The organism is Paenibacillus periandrae (assembly GCF_022458865.1).
GTDB lineage: Bacteria > Bacillota > Bacilli > Paenibacillales > NBRC-103111 > Paenibacillus_S > Paenibacillus_S periandrae.
Genome location: NZ_JAJNMU010000028.1, coordinates 39,133 through 55,151 on the forward strand (window position 1 = coordinate 39,133; position 16,019 = coordinate 55,151).

General features: G+C 47.8%; 10 protein-coding genes. All 10 read right to left on the reverse strand.

What is annotated here, in order from left to right; genetic code table 11:
• Positions 1 to 17: 17 nt before the first annotated feature.
• A complete protein-coding gene (locus LRL21_RS35880; RefSeq protein WP_240420613.1) occupies positions 18 to 698 on the reverse strand; it encodes an aspartate/glutamate racemase family protein in 681 nt (226 codons plus the stop codon).
• Between the two features lie 42 nt (positions 699 to 740).
• Positions 741 to 2,501 carry a glycoside hydrolase family 127 protein gene (locus tag LRL21_RS35885; RefSeq protein WP_240420614.1) on the reverse strand — a complete coding sequence of 587 codons (1,761 nt, stop codon included), beginning with the start codon at positions 2,499 to 2,501 and terminating at the stop codon, positions 741 to 743.
• Positions 2,502 to 2,570: 69 nt separating this feature from the next.
• The gene (locus LRL21_RS35890; protein WP_240420615.1) at positions 2,571 to 4,154 is read right to left on the reverse strand and encodes a response regulator transcription factor; all 1,584 of its coding nucleotides are present in this window, start codon (positions 4,152 to 4,154) and stop codon (positions 2,571 to 2,573) included.
• A gap of 40 nt (positions 4,155 to 4,194) precedes the next feature.
• Positions 4,195 to 5,061, reverse strand: a complete 867-nt coding sequence (locus LRL21_RS46470) for a carbohydrate ABC transporter permease (RefSeq protein WP_083689761.1) — start codon at positions 5,059 to 5,061, stop codon at positions 4,195 to 4,197.
• Positions 5,058 to 5,927: a carbohydrate ABC transporter permease gene (locus LRL21_RS35900; protein WP_076236190.1), complete on the reverse strand. Its 870-nt coding sequence runs from the start codon at positions 5,925 to 5,927 to the stop codon at positions 5,058 to 5,060. Before LRL21_RS35900 ends, LRL21_RS46470 begins: the two co-directional genes overlap by 4 nt.
• 260 nt (positions 5,928 to 6,187) lie before the next feature.
• Entirely contained in the window at positions 6,188 to 7,549 is a 1,362-nt protein-coding gene (locus tag LRL21_RS35905; RefSeq protein WP_240420616.1) for an ABC transporter substrate-binding protein, read from the reverse strand.
• 97 nt (positions 7,550 to 7,646) lie between these two features.
• A complete protein-coding gene (locus tag LRL21_RS35910; RefSeq protein ID WP_240420617.1) occupies positions 7,647 to 9,482 on the reverse strand; it encodes a cache domain-containing sensor histidine kinase in 1,836 nt (611 codons plus the stop codon).
• Positions 9,483 to 9,710: 228 nt separating this feature from the next.
• A complete protein-coding gene (locus LRL21_RS35915; RefSeq protein WP_240420618.1) occupies positions 9,711 to 12,404 on the reverse strand; it encodes a glycoside hydrolase family 78 protein in 2,694 nt (897 codons plus the stop codon).
• A 26-nt stretch (positions 12,405 to 12,430) separates the two neighbouring features.
• Positions 12,431 to 15,544, reverse strand: a complete 3,114-nt coding sequence (locus tag LRL21_RS35920) for a glycoside hydrolase family 2 TIM barrel-domain containing protein (protein WP_240420619.1) — start codon at positions 15,542 to 15,544, stop codon at positions 12,431 to 12,433.
• A gap of 142 nt (positions 15,545 to 15,686) precedes the next feature.
• Positions 15,687 to 15,935: a hypothetical protein gene (locus LRL21_RS35925; RefSeq protein WP_240420620.1), complete on the reverse strand. Its 249-nt coding sequence runs from the start codon at positions 15,933 to 15,935 to the stop codon at positions 15,687 to 15,689.
• Positions 15,936 to 16,019 lie beyond the last annotated feature (84 nt).

Consider the following 16,019-nt stretch of genomic DNA (forward strand, 5'->3'; position numbering starts at 1 on the left):
CTCCAATACTCTTATCTCTATGCAGTCGGTTCGGCTGCCTCAGCTGCTGCCAGTACAGCTTTTACTGCTTCAACACCCATCCGCGGCGAAGACAAAACGGGCTTACCGGTCACTTCGGCAAGTGTCTTCTCCATTCTAGCCATTGAGCCCTGTGCCAGCACAAGAACGTCCGCTTCAGCCGCGATCCGCTTGGCCGTTTCCAGCAAAATCCGGTCATGCTCCTCGGGACGTCCACCTACCAGCGCATCGAATGCACCATCGGCAAGTCCGTTAACTAGTGTAACCTGTTTACCTGCCAGGTCCGCTTGCTTGCGAATCAACCGTATTGTCGGCTCCAAGGTCGACGGCAGTGTAGCCAATACCCCAATACGCTCGTAACTGAGAGCTGCTTTGGCCGCCATCGACTCATCAATCTTCACAATTGGCACACCAATCAAACGTCGAGCATCATCGGCGACTTCACCTACGGAGGAGCACGTATTCAGAATAACATCCGCTCCCATTTCTTCCCCATGGTGAAAATATTGCACCAATCTTCGCGCTACGCCTGGTGGCACATGGCCTGCCTTCACCACATCACCGATCAGACTGTCGTCGATGATATTAACTAGCCGGACGTTCGGCAGAACCTCTTTAAATACCGCCTTCAGCGGGTCGGCCAGCCCTTGACCGGTATATACAGCTACTACGGTTTTCATATCGATATGCCTCCAGAACAGTTTATTTTTTTACGTGAAGGGTTACCACACAAACTCGTTATCCAGCCGACGGTAGTCACCCTCGCGCATAGGCGCTTCATTATATACCTTACGCCCGCTGTATAGCGGCTTCTTCGTTCCTTGCGGTGTAATACCGACGACATCATCGCCGCGCCACTGCGTCTCGAACGTTTGTCCGACTGCATTTTCCAGCGTACGGCGATAGCTGAGCGGGAACGTTACCGTAATGGTCTCTCCAGCAACAGCGGGTCCGAGGACCAGAAAATGCTTGTTCACCCATCTGCTCTCCTCATTGCCTTTACCTTCCGTTTCAACACCATCAAGGCTGCGGGTAAACCGAATTTTCGTAAAACCGGCCCATTCCGGAATCCGAATCAATAGCCGTGGGATATCCATATGAACATCAATGACGACTTTACCCTCATGCGGCAGGTAACTGCTGACATCAAGCCATTTGGAGCCCCGGTTCAGCAGGAAATTGATGCTGACCGTCCCGTTCTTCTCCGTCACGCTGTTGCTCCAGCCCATGAATAGCCCCCGTGTACCCGATCCGAGGCAGCATATTTGCAAATCACTTGTATGTCCCCGGCCCTCATTCACATCACAGACAAAATCATTGGGTGCCGAATATCCGGCGAATGCGCCTCTGGTACGTTTACCTACTTGAAAATAAGTCGTATGAGCATGAATATCGTTGGATTGATCATCCGAATCCTCAACCCAATCGAGATCCAATAACTGTGATTCCGCCAAGTGGTTGCGCAGGAATCTTTCGACCACACCCCAATACTCCACATAACCGCTCTTCGCCAGCGTAATTCCGGTAGCGATCAAATCGACCAATGAGCAGGTCTCGTGCTCGTAGGCTTGCTCATGCAAATCTCCGGGTGTCCAGCCGAAGGCTGTGGATTTGGTCAGCGCCCAATCGTAGCACTTTTTCACCCAGCTGATCATTGCCGCATCTCCGGTGAAGGCGCCAAACCGTGCTATCGCATCCAAAGTACCGATACGTGTGTGAAAATGACCGCTGCGATAGGCGAGTGAATCGTTAAAGCTGCCATCTTGATTGAAAACACCGCTACGCTCGATAATTAGGGCTGTAAAAAATTGACATAAATCAAATGCATCCTGGTTGCCCGTCAGCTCGTGATATTTTAAGAGCGGCATCACCAGCCGTCCGCAAAAGGCAGCTGGATCTGGCGCCAGCCGCAGCTGGATACCGTTGGCAGAAGGCCAGCCTGTTTCTTTATACTCTGAAGCGGGGTAGTACCAGACGTCACGCTCCTTGATTGCAATCCGCTTCAATGCAGCTACATGTCGATCCGCCGCTTCCTTAACCGCCACATCGCCTGTTTCCATAAACCAGGTCGTCAACGATAAAATAACGGCGCGTTGATCGATCAGATTGGCGTTCGGCTCCCAATTCCGGGTCGGATTGATCTGGCGATAGCTCATCCCGTCTTCCTTGAAGAAAGATAGCAGATTGGCCCGATAACGTGCCTCCACCTCTGCACCGAAGGTTTCACCTGACATATGGCGGGCAAGGATCAGTCCGTCAATCATTCTGCCATGTGAGGAACCGTAATCCCAATCTCCATGCGACATTTTTGACGGTTTATGCATCAAGTCCGCTCCGAAAAAGGGAATGTAATTATGATCGCTATCGGCCATGCCTACCATCGCATTAATGGCAGCACGCGCACGCTCCTCCAGCATAAGCGTATCCGGGATCCATCGTTTATGATCATCCCTGTTCAAATTATCGTTTTTTACAGTGTCCACAGTTGTTCTCTCCCTATTTTTAAAAGTCGGGTGAATAAGTCTCGCTGCGCTCGTTTCTTCACCGGACTTTTAAGTAATTTCGGCTAATATTCGGTAGTCACCAATCGTCATCCCGGTTTTTTTCTTAAAAATTTGACTGAAATAACGATAATCCTCGTAACCAACCATTTGAGCGATCTCGTAATTTTTATATTTCGACAGCTTCATAAGCTCCTTGGATTTGTTAATCCGAATATCCATCAAATAATCAACGAAGTTGTGGCCGGTCGTTTTTTTAAACAAACGGCTTAAGTAGTCGGTATTCATATAGTGACTAGTGGCTATCTGATGCAGTGAAAGAGGCTGGTCATAATGGGATTCAATTAATTTTTGCACCTCTCGAACCACCTTCTCTCCCTGCTTCTCACCCGAGCGTGAATAATAAGTCAGCACATGAGGAAGGATTTCCTTGTCGAAAATCGACTTGACCGAAGCTGCATCATTGCGGTGCTGAATGATTTCCGTGTACATCAGTGGATTTTTGCCGCATACCTCCTGAAGCCTTGTATCTGTGGCCCGCAGCTGTTTTTCAATAGAGTGGATAAGTAAAATAGCACTCCGCTGCATATGATCCACGGTCATCGTATCTTTACTGAATGCAGTAAACAGCTGTTCGAATTCTTGTCCGGCTGCTTCTTTATTGCCCATATGGAGCGATAGTAAAAAGGCGTTTTCTTTTTCTTGCGGGTACAGGTCCATTGAAGACTCGGAATCATGCCCTGTAAAGAGAATGGTTCCAGCCGCGCACAAGCTTTTGTTCTTTAAAGTACGTCTGGCTTCCAAATAGGCTTCCCTCAGGTGCTGAAGCTTTGTTCTTTTTTCACTGATACCAAAGCTGTAGCCGTGGTGATCGGCCTGCTTCAACACCGTCTGAAGCGACAGATTGAGCTTCACAATTTCCTCTTGCTGCAAGCGCGCTCCTGCAATGATCATCACCAATTCCCTGGAATCATCTGGAGCCGTCGTTACTACATAGTTCCAGCGTCCTCCAAACAGGAACGGCCGGGTTCGATTCAACTGCTCCCGAAGTGGCTGCAAAAGCTTCGCTTGCTCCGAGCACTCCCGGAATATATCCGGCTGCCCTACAAGCACGAAGGATTCACTTGTTGTCCACTCTTTAGGAAGCTGTGAGTACTCCTGATCATCAGACCCTCCGCCTTCGGCATCCGCTTGAAACAAAATTCGCTGCAGCCAATCCTCCCTATGATCCAGAGAAGATTGTCGCTTCTCGTTCTCACGTTTGGCTAATTCAGAAGTTGCTTTTTCCAGCAGCGCAGCGAGCTCCTCCTTCTTGACCGGTTTCAATAAATAATCGAAAGCTTTATGACGAATGGCCTCCTTCGTATATTCAAAGTCTGAATATCCGCTGACCACAACAGTCAGGAGCTCAGGCATATCGCGATTCAGCAAAGCAATTAGCTCTTTGCCATCCATACCTGGCATCCGCATATCCAGGAACAGAAGGTCCGGCTTCTGTTTAAGCGCGATCATATACGCCTCCTGTCCATCTCCCGCCTCTCCCACAAGTTCGAGTCCAAATTGATCCCATGGAATCGATTGAATCAGCCCTCTACGGATCCAACGCTCATCGTCGACAACCACGACTTTCCACATGGCTGGACCTCCTTTCTAAGCAAAAGTAATTTGAATCCGATTACCCTTTCATAGACCCCGCCGTTAATCCGTCGATAATATATCTTTGCAGCAGCAGGTATATGACCAATATGGGAGCTACAACAATAACCATAAAGGCGAACACAACACCCCAATTCGTACTGAACATCGTAACAAAATTAAATATCGAAAGCACCAAGGTCCACTTCGTACTGTCCGTCATTAAGTAAAAGGGTCCGAAGAAATCGTTCCATACCGAGACCATCACCACAATCGTAACCGTTACCAGCACGGTCATCAGCAGCGGCAGAATGATTTGAGCATACAGTCGGAAATAGCCACACCCCTCCAACAGCGCCGCTTCATCAAGCTCCCGCGGAATCGATTTCATAAATCCGACCAAGAGAAATACCGAGAAGGGCAGCAATACAGCCGTGTAATACATAATCAAACTAAAATAAGTTCCTTTGATATGCAGGTCACCCATCAGTTTGATGGTCGGTATGATCGACACCGGCACAATTAAGCCCATAATGAACATATAAAAAGAACCGCGCAGAAATTTGGAATCTCTCCGCTGAATAATAAACGCAGCCATGGAGGCAAATACATTGACACACACCACGGTAAGACCAGAAATCAACAGGCTGTTGGAAAATCCGCGCATAATATGACCTTGATTGAACACTTCCTTATAATTATCGAACTGCCAAACCGTAGGAAGCGATAGTGCGAACAAGGCGGATTCACGTATACCCTTGAACGAATTGACCAGAATCATCAGGAAAGGGATCAGAATGAGCAGCGCCAAAGCAATCGCCACCAATTCAAGCACAATCAGTCCCAGACGCCGCTTAGGCTTATAGCTTTTGACCATTTGCCTCTGTACAGCTTGTTCTGTGATCACATCTCCACCTCCCTTTTCTTCATCACAGCGAGCACAGGTATTCCCACAGCACTTACGAGCAGGAACAGCATAATGTTGATTGCCGTGGCATAACCGAACTCACCCGTACTGAACATCCCTCGTATATAAGTGAAGAACACTTCCGTTGTATAGCCGGGTCCACCCTCGGTCAGCACCATGACCATTTCGAATACCTTCATCGAGCCGATCATCGAGAGCAGTACATTCACGGTAAAGGCAGGAGCCAGCAGCGGAAATACGATATTGCGGAAACGTCTCCAATAATTAGCACCGTCAATGGACGAGCTTTCAATCAGATCTTTCGGAATAAACTGCAGCCCTGCCAAGTATACAACCATCGAGAATCCAGCAACACGCCAAAGATCGGTCACGATAATAGAAAACAAAGCGTAGCTTGGATCATTCAGCCAATCGTGCGAGAGGAACCCAAGCCCCGTACTCTTCAACACCACGTTCACAATACCATGCTCAGGATGATAAATGGCACGAAAAATATAGCCGATAACGAGAGGCGCGATCACGTAAGGCAGGAAAAATATCATTCTCAGTAAATTGCGCAGCTTCAGTGCCTCATTCAAAATCAAAGCCAGACCCAAACCGATAACGTTCTGCATAACCGTAACTACCGCCGCAAAAATCAACGTATTAGAGAAAGCTGTTGCCAATCTCGGCTCCTTCATCAGCTCTTTATAATTATCCAAGCCGATAAATTTGATGTTCGGCGCGTTGATGTTCCAATCAGTAAAGCTGTAATAAAATCCAATTATGGTCGGTGTAATAAAAAATAACAGGAAAACAGCGAGCGCAGGAAATGAAAAATAGAGTGGATACTTATTTTTCCCCATGTCTTCACCTCCTCAAAATTTTTGAAGAAAATTCGTTTGTTAAGCATTTGTTTAAGAGCTTTTGAACTTCTCTCTACCCCTTACTAAATCTCTGGTGAATAAGGAGCGGAGCGGCCGTAGTGTTCTGGAGAAGCGTTAGTGTTCGCCTTTGTTCAAGGATTTCCACCTCTAAATCATTCATATCATCAGGAAATCCTTGAACAACAGCGATCGTAGGAACACTATGGCCGCGCAGCAGATCGCATTCACCTACCTACCTCTCACTCAAATCCAGGAAGCCGCTTGGCTTTACCATCCTTCTTATAATTGGCATCAAATTCCTTGATAGCCGCATCAACACTGCCATTAATAAAGAAGGTTTGAAGCGTTTTTTGGAAATCAGCGAAGGTAGGTGTCAGACGGTTCTGAACATTCACCTTCGATTTGCCGGCAGCAATCAGATCGTTAACCGTTTGCTGAACCGGATACAACTCGCTTTTGGCACCTTTAAAAATAGGAATACCAGGGGCTGTCTGGTAATAGAGGTTCACCATGTCAGGTGAAATCATAAATTTGATTAGTTCTGCAGCTTCCTTGGCATTTTTGGCTTTGGTCGGTATCATCAGCTGGTTGGGAGGTGTGATTAACGCAGTACCTGCATCCTTAGCCGATGGGAATGGGAAGAACCCGATTTTATCCGTGACGAAGGGCTTGCCGAACTTCTTTTCCAGCTGCGGGATGATGCCGTCCAGCATAAAAGCCATCCCTACCTTGCCGTCACCCATTCCATTTTGCAGCTCATCATAAGTTCCAGCCAGTACGTTGTCCTGATACAGACCCAAATCCTTCAATTCCTTTTGCTTGGCGAACAAGTCTTTCAGCTCAGGTATATCGGCAAGATTCAGTTCGTTCTTCTCCAGCTTCTGTACACCTGCATCGCCAATAACAGGGTCTACGTTGGACACCCAACCGGTAAAGTAAAAGATTTGTGGCGGCCATCCGTCCTTCACACCCTCATAGAAAGGAGTAATTCCGGCGCCTTTAATTTTCTTCGCTATGTCGATCAAATCGGCGTAGTTTTTAGGTGCTTCAACCCCTACTTTTTTGAACACATCTTTATTGTAATAAATGCCCATCATTCCCGTGGCACCGAAGGGAACGCCGTAAATCTTTTTGTCAGGAGTCGTTTGAAATTCTTTCATTGAAGGAATAATCCGGTCCCATATATCAGCACTGCCTGACCACTCCTGCAGTGTTTCCTCCGCTCTCAATTTAACATTCTGCTTCGTACCCGGCTGCATCAGGAACAGATCGGGAAAATCACCTGTGGAAAATCGCGTTTTCATCATGTTATCAAATTCGCCGCCTGGCAGCGCTTGCAGTTCGACTTTGTTGCCGGTTTGCTTGGTGTAGGCTTCAAAAATTTTGTTAAAGGGTGCAGCATCGACCGTGTTGGCGATAACGAATGTCAGGGTAACGGGATCTTTTTTCTTCGCTGGCTCTGTAGCCGCAGGTGCCGCTCCTGTATCCGCTTTCTTATTGTCGACCGCTGGGGCTGCGATATTACTTGACCCACATCCGGCCAAAGCCGCTGCCGTCATACAGAACGCCAACAATGAAACCACCGTTTTCTTCTTGTTCATTTATTTAGACCTCCTCAAGGAATCGCTTACAACTTGATTATATGCAAACGCTTTCCAAAGCCATATCCATGATTTCGACCATTAATGTTGAATATTCTTACTGTGGTTTGGTAAGTGAGTTTTCCGCTGACAGCTTCAGTGTCACCGTGGTTCCTTGTCCAGCTTGGCTATCGATTTGGAACTCAAATTGGTCACCCAGCCTGATCGCATAACGTGCGTACACATTCCTGAGCCCAATCCCACCCTCGGATGCGGCGACCGGAAGATGCTCCATATAGAAAGGTTCGCCCAATCTGGCATGGATTTCTTGTAAACGCTCCGCACTCATCCCTACGCCATCGTCGCTAATCGTCAGCAGCATATGGTTATCCTCTTTGCGGGCAGTGATCCGGATCGTGCTTTTGCCAAGCTTTTGCTCCACTCCATAAAAGACGGCGTTTTCCACCAGAGGCTGCAGCGTCATTTTGAGAATAGCAAACGTATACAGCTCCTCTTCAATGTCCAGCTCGTAGGCTAGCTTATCCTCGAACCGCGTCCGCTGAATGTTCATATAAGCATCAATTTGCTCCAGCTCATCACGGAGTGTCACAACCTCATCCTTGCTCTTGGTGTTATACCGAAACATATCGGCAAGTGATTGTGCCATGTCCCCAATATCCTCAACCTTGTAATAATCAGCCATCGCTTTGATACTATCCAGCGTATTGTACAGAAAATGCGGGTTGATCTGTGAGTACAGCATCGCCAGCTCCACCTGCTGCAGCTTGATCTGGTAAACATATTTGGATTCAATCAACGTCTGCAGCTCATCCTGCATATCATTGAAATTCGTTGCAATTCGCCCGATTTCATCACTTCTTCTTACATGAACACGAACTGAAAAATCGCCTCTTTTGACCCGATTCACGGTTTTGTATAAGTCCAGAATCGGATTGGTAATGCTTCTTCCAAACAATAAAGAAATACATAAGGTTACGACAAACGCAATCAGTGCGGTAACCAGAGTCGTCGTTTTGATTTGATCCAATGGCCCGAATATTTCTTTCTTCGGCGTGACCAGCACGACTTTCCAATTGGAATACTCGGAACGTGTGTAAGCAACAAGCCTTTCGTCTTGACCGCTTCCGTACCAGAACTTGCCGCTTTCACTATTAATAAGAGACAGCATACCTGGCTCTGAGGCTGTATCCGGACGCTCAGAGGAACCGTAAACCTGTTGATTATGCTCATTCAGAATGATGATGCGGCTGCTCGCGGACAGGTTATCGTTCTGGCCAATACTGCGAAATAATTCATCATTGTATTCCGCACGCACGATAATAAAATTGACCGGATTCGAGAAGTCTCGAATCAGCAGCGAGGAAGAATAAGCAGCTTCCCCTGTTTCTGCAGGTGTGCTGGTGAGTGGACCGTTAAAGTGAACACGTCCGTCCTTGGCAACCGTTTGGCGAAACCAATCGGCATTTTGTACATCCTTGGCAGCGACCGCTTTGTAAGCATCTGATGCATTAAGAAGCTCACCACTGCTGTAATAAATTTGAAACCGCTTAAAATCGCGGATCGGGGTAATGTTGAAGCTCTTGAGAAACAGGTCGCCGATTTTTTGTCGAAACAGAAATTGGGCCTGTTCGTCCATCGTCGCGTAAGCGTTGATTCCATCAATATATTCCTGATTGTAGTAAGGAGCGAGCAGCAGGTTTCTTTTATTCTGAAAATCGTTATCCATATTTTTCTCGATTTGCCTGACAATCTGAAAGCTTGCTGACTCCACACGCTCCAGCATCGATTGATAAGAGACGTAGAAGGAAACGGTTCCGACCAAAGTAATTCCGAGCAATATGACGACAAAGTAGCTTAAGTGCAGCGTCACCCGAATACTCGTAAATAAGGAACGAGCTGCTCCCAGGATTCCTTTTGATAGATGAAAGCGCATGGTGTCTCCTCCCAAATGGGGATATAGGTGCATGTAATTGGTGGTGCTGAACAGTCCTGATGCTGCTCATAAACAACTACAGACAGTGAAGGAAGCCAGCATAAGCGCTGCCGCTCTGCTGCTTCGATCCTGTCTGCTTTTTTACGGATAGGAGTAGACTAAACACTACTCACCATGTCCGTACCGCTATACTAACGATATAACGCCACTTGATTTCTGTAAACTGTTTTATGCAGGAAACCCTTCACTTTCGAATACATAAACACCTGAGCCGATTCGGAATCGGGAGACACCATCTGCTTCACCCAGAGGGTAGCAGCCATTTACAACATACGTACCTATGCTGTCAGTTTGAATCTCAACTCCATCGACCTGTACGCCGCTTCCCGGTACATATACGGTGGCAGTTGCATTGGCTGGCACCTTGACCTGCAAACGGAATATCCCACGGTCGGATACGCTCCATTCCACAGAAATCGTACCGTATAACGAATCATAATCTGCTTGAACCCAAGTCAAGCTCCCTCCTGGCTGCGGCCGGATAACAGCATGCTGGAACCCGGGGTGTTCGGCATCCGTTTCGATACCAGCCATATAGCGGTACATCCATTCCCCTATCGATCCAAGCGAATAGTGATTGAACGAGTTCATGCCCGGCGTCTGAAAACCGTTCTCTTCGGTCCAGCCGTCCCAACGCTCCCAGATTGTTGTCGCTCCATGCTTGATAGAATACATCCAGGATGGAAATGCTTCTTGACTCAACAGCTTATAGGCAATATCCAATCTGCCATTGTCAGTGAGAGCCGGCAATAAATAGCCTACACCGAGAAATCCAGTCGATAATCGGTTGCCACGGCGCTCGATATCGTTCACAAGATGCTGGATTGCTTGCTGCCGCAGCTCCTCTGTCAGCAGTCCAAATTGAAGGGCCAATACGTAAACGGTCTGCGTATTCCCGTGAATCTGTCCTTCACTGTCGATAAAGGCATTGCGGAATGCCGCGGCAATCTGCTCAAACAAGGAGTGGTAATGCAGCTCATCGGCTGCGTGACCGAGAACCCCGGCAATTTGCGCAAGCAGCTTCGTGCTATAGGCAAAGTAAGCTGTTGCCAGCACTTCGTTCGGTGTATCCGCATCAATGGACAGCCAGTCCCCATAGTTGGCATAATCGGGCCGGACGAGATCATTCGTATTCGCCTGCAAATACTCAACCCAGCGGACCATGGCCGCATAATGGGTCCGCAGGATTTCTGTATCCCCATACATCAAATATAGCGTCCAGGGAATAATAACCCCCGCATCCCCCCAGCCCGCATTGTCGGGAGCAAACCAGTTTAAGCGGGTACTCCAGTTTTTATAACGAATCCAACCGGCATCTGGAGCCACATCGGCAAACGCTCCCGAGGGCTGCTGACTGTCAATCACATCCCACATATACTTGGTGAAAAATCGCGATACATCCATATTATAAGAGGCTGTACGGGCAAATATTTGCGCATCTCCTGTCCAACCCAAACGTTCATCTCGCTGTGGGCAATCCGTAGGCACAGAAAGAAAATTACCTCGCTGACCCCACGTAATATTGGCGTACAGCTTATTGACCATTTCATCAGAGGTTGTAAGCTTACCCGTGAGTGGTGTATCGGAATGCACGACTTTCCCAAGCACAGCATCCGGCCCCGGCTCTCCCGGATATCCAATCAGCTCCACATAACGAAAGCCTTGGAATGTAAAATGGGGCTCATAACGCTCCTCCCCTTCTCCTTTACATATATAGTGGTTCTGCTGCACGGCCTCACGTAGGTTGTCCAGATACATCGACCCGTCAGGATTAAGCATCTCCGTATGACTGAGCGTAATCTTCGTACCGCGCTCACCCTTGACTCTGAGCTCGGTCCAGCCGACCATATTTTGTCCCATATCATAAATATAGCTGCCCTGTTCCGTCTTTCTTACATCAATGGGCCTCACAATTTGTGTAATGCGAACCGGCGGCTCGACGGCGGCAACCAGCAATCCGTTATAGCCCGGGCGGATATCCAGCTCCTCCCATGCAGAATCGTTGTAGGCTGGACGATCCCAGCCAGTAAGCTCCAGACGGGCGTCATAGGTTTCACCTTTAATCATATCCGAATATTGAATCGGTCCCCTCGCTGTTTTCCAGCTTGCATCCGTGATTACACTTTCTCTGGTTCCATCCGCATAATCAATATTGACCTGCATAAGGAAAAACGGTCTTTCCCCATACACGCTTCTCCCCAAAAATCCGACATATCCCGAGTACCAGCCATCTCCAAGAATCGCACCGAAAGCATTCGCACCCTCATGAAGCTTATCGGTCAAATCAAAGGCCGATACCTGAACACGCGTATCATAATCCGTCCAGCCTGGTGCAAAGCGATCCCCTACAGCTTCTCCATTAACCCGCAATTCAAACAGTCCAAGCGCAGTTGCGTAAGCTACAGCACGTCTCACCGGTCCTTTGACTGTAAACTCCTTACGAAAATAAGGAGATGGCTGCATATCAATATCCTCTTCTGCTTTCCGTCCAATCCAGGCTGCCTTCCATTCTCCACGTGATAAAATGCCCATTGTCCAAAACGCGGTTTCGCTCCATGCCGAGGTACGTCCATGATTGTCCCAGACGCGTACCTTCCAGAAATATTCGCCTTCCGATTTCACCGGCTTGCCCTCGTACACAACATGAACGGATTGCTGGGACTCAACTTTACCGCTATCCCATAAATCACCTTCATGATGGTTCAGCTTTTCACGCGTACTGGCAACCAGTATGTGGTAAGCCTTCTGACTCGTCTCACGCTCCTCCGTCTCCAGCTGCCAAAATAGTCTCGGCTTGCGCTCGTCAAGGCCTAGCGGGTTTGTCATATATTCCGTTTTGCAAGCAATCACACGAACTGTCATTGTGAAACCTCCATTCGATTTTTTGTCTATAAGTCTCGCTGCACGGGCCGTATACGCACTGTAAATTTCATAGGTTTTGCTTCAATTAAATACGGTTCCAGTGTGGGAACGTAGCCACAGCTATGATTGCCTAGACCACTCTGCGCAGCATCGATTTTGATAATCGTTTCCTCAACACGTGTCAATAAATGAACATTTTTCGTTAAGGTCATATCCTTGGTCTCATAATGATGAGCACTGAATTCGAATAACGGCAGACCGCTGAACAACAAACCGTTTCCTTCATGATTCGTTACCTTGGCATATCGCACATCGGATTTATTTCCATTCTCCTGAGGTTTAATGTAGGGTACAAACTGCTCCTGCACAGAACCGCTGTATACACCCAATTTCCCACTTTCCTTGCGATCGGCATAACATTCATGCGGACCCCTGCCGAACCAGCTCAATTGGTTAAATTCCACTGGCATACGCAGCTCAATTCCAAATCGCGGCAGCGGCGGCAATCCTTCTCTTGGCTCGAGACTAACCTCCAGTATAAGCTCACCGCTATTTGTAAACGTATACAATGTCTTTGACCGGAAGGCAATGGGTTCACCTCTTGCACCGATTACACCTTGTACAATAAGTCGTGCACCTTGTTCGCCGGGAGGTTCAATCGTAAGATGATGCTGCTGAATTACCAAACGATTATATCCAGCCTTGATCCATTCTTTAGCCAAATGAACATCGTTGTCAACAGGTGCTCTCCATAAATGAATAACAGGTCCAGCGGTGAGCAGCTGCAATCCCTTAAAGCGCCATGAGGAGATGATCTCCTGCGCCTTGCTAAACGTGATTAAGGAACTGCTGTCTCCTATCCTTATGGCGTCCAGCGTTTCCTCCAGCTTGAGCAGCGGTAAGGTTTCCTCGTGCTTACTCGGGTGCTTGATGTACCCTAAAGCGAGATCACTCCAGGCCACTTCATGCCCCTTCTGTGCCCATAGCGTATCGTTCTTTAGCTTGAAACGAACATGCAGCCAATATTCGCCTCCCTGCATCATAGCATCTGCGGGTAAAAGTACGGGTATGTTCTCTTCTGCACCCGCAGGTGTTTGCAGTAACGGCAGCTCACCTGACGTCATGACGATACCATCACAAAGCAGCTGCCATTCACCATCAAGATGAGACAAGTTCAAAAAGTCGTATTTATTCTTGACCTTTATTACTCGATGCTGATAAGCTCCTGAACTTGTTCCCAAATCAATTGTGTTGTTATCCTTGTCACTATCCTCTGCCATTTCAATCTTAACAGACTCGATCACCTTTTTATATTCCAATATAGCTGCCTTCAAGCTCCTGTCCGGGAACAGCAACCCATCCAGGCAAAAATGCCCGCTGTTCGGCTCATCATCAAAGTCACCACCGTAAGCGTACCAAGCTCGACCTTGCTCATCAACCTGACGAATGCCTTGATCGGCCCACTCCCAAATCAATCCTCCAAGCAGCCTGGGATACTTATCAATAGCTTCCCAGTACTCCTGCAAATTGCCAGTCGAATTACCCATCGCATGACCAAACTCGCACATCAAATAAGGACGTGGATCGTCTTTTTGTCCCTCTTCAACAACCATTGCCACAGACGGATACATACTGCTGACGATATCAACAACCGGGGCATCATATGCCCGTTCATAATGAACAGGTCGGGTGGAATCCAACGCTCGAATCCATTGTGCCATCTTATCATGATTCGGACCATAACCGGATTCATTGCCAAGCGACCACATGATGATGGACGGATAATTTTTATCCCGCTCCACCATTCGTTCGACTCGCTGCACATAGGCTGCTTCCCAATCCGGATGGGAGGATAAAAACCCTTCATTGCCTATAAAATGAAAACCATGCGTCTCCAGATCAGCCTCATCGATAACATACAGACCATAGCTGTCGCACAGCTCCAACCATTGTGTATCATTGGGATAATGAGACAGACGTACTGCATTAATATGATGCTGCTTCATGATAGTAATGTCCCGCTTCATCGATTCCAGCGTTGTCACATACCCCAAATCAGGATCAAACTCATTACGGTTAACACCCTTAATCGTGATCGGACTGCCATTAACCAGCATCTGCCCTGTATCAATCCGAATATCGCGGAAGCCTACCGAGACCCTCAATACCTCGGAAACTGCTTGCTCTGCGTCATATAAGGTTAACAATAGTACATACAAGTTTGGTGTCTCAGCCGACCACAGAAGAGGATTTTCGATAGGCTCCACAACCTGAATGACCTGCTCCCTGCTCGGTTCTGGATCGATCAACTCCTTGCAATCATGGTCGAAAACCTGTTTTCCCTGCCCGTCCAGCAATGTCAATCTCAGCTTGGAAGGCTTATGGCCGCTTCTACCTGACCGATTAGCAGTATCCACGCGAATATCCAATTCTGCACGGCTGTTCCCTGTCGCCAATCGAGTCTGAACACATACATCGCGAACCGATATATTGGGATACGAGAGTAAATAAACATCACGGAAAATGCCGCTCAGCCGCCACTTATCCTGGCTTTCCAGATAGCTTCCATCCGACCACTGATAGACGCGAACTGACAAGCTGTTTTCCCCAGGCTGCACATAGGAAGTAATGTCGAATTCAGCATGATAGTGACTGCCTTGACTGTAGCCTGCAAGCTGTCCATTGACCCACACATGAAACGCTGAATCCACACCTTCGAAAACCAGATGAACTCGTCTATCGTACCATGTGTCGGCTACCTTAAAGGATCGACGATAGCAGCCAACCGGATTACGGCTTGGCACATGAGGCGGGTCAATGGGAAATGGATAGGGACAGCTGCTATAATGCGGTCGTCCGTACCCATGCAGCTGCCAGTTGGAGGGCACGGGGATAACAGGCCAATCGGCCGTACAATAGTCTCGGTCCATAAAATCCAGCGGCGCCTCAATTGGAGATTCTGCATACATAAACGGCCAAGCTCCATTCAATCCCTGATAATAGGCAGACGCCGCAGAGGATTGCTCTAAAGCATGCTCCCAGCTATCATATGGGATCAAATGAGCATGAGAGGGCAGTAAGCCCCTCTCCAGTACTTGTAGATTTGCCCAATCTGGTATTTCCTTGGTTTCATTATGCATCTCCGAAAGCCTCCAGCGGATTGTGTAATCGTTTTCAATAATCATAAATAAAAATCTGCTTTGAAACCATTCACAATACCGACCTCTTATGTTTGTCTTTCTGATTATGACATAACGAAAAAGCCGCGATTTACGCGACTTTTCATGTAACGAATGATTGCAACTGCCTAACCCTTAACCGAGCCAGGGGAACATTAATTAACTCGGCAATATCACAAACATTAATCACACCTTGATGGACAAGACCTGGAATTCCAATTCCAACAGCCTTAATCCCAGTATGTTGGGTAATGAGCAGTTCGATTACATCCTCAATGGCGCTAACGTTGGCCACCTTCACAGCAAGGAATCCATCCTCCACGGTTTCGCCGGATAAATTCGCTATCCACATACGTTAAAGAATGTTGATCCCCTTCCGAGCTAGCGTATATGCAAGCTATGTAGGCAAAATTGGAATTGTAGGTATAGCGCCTTG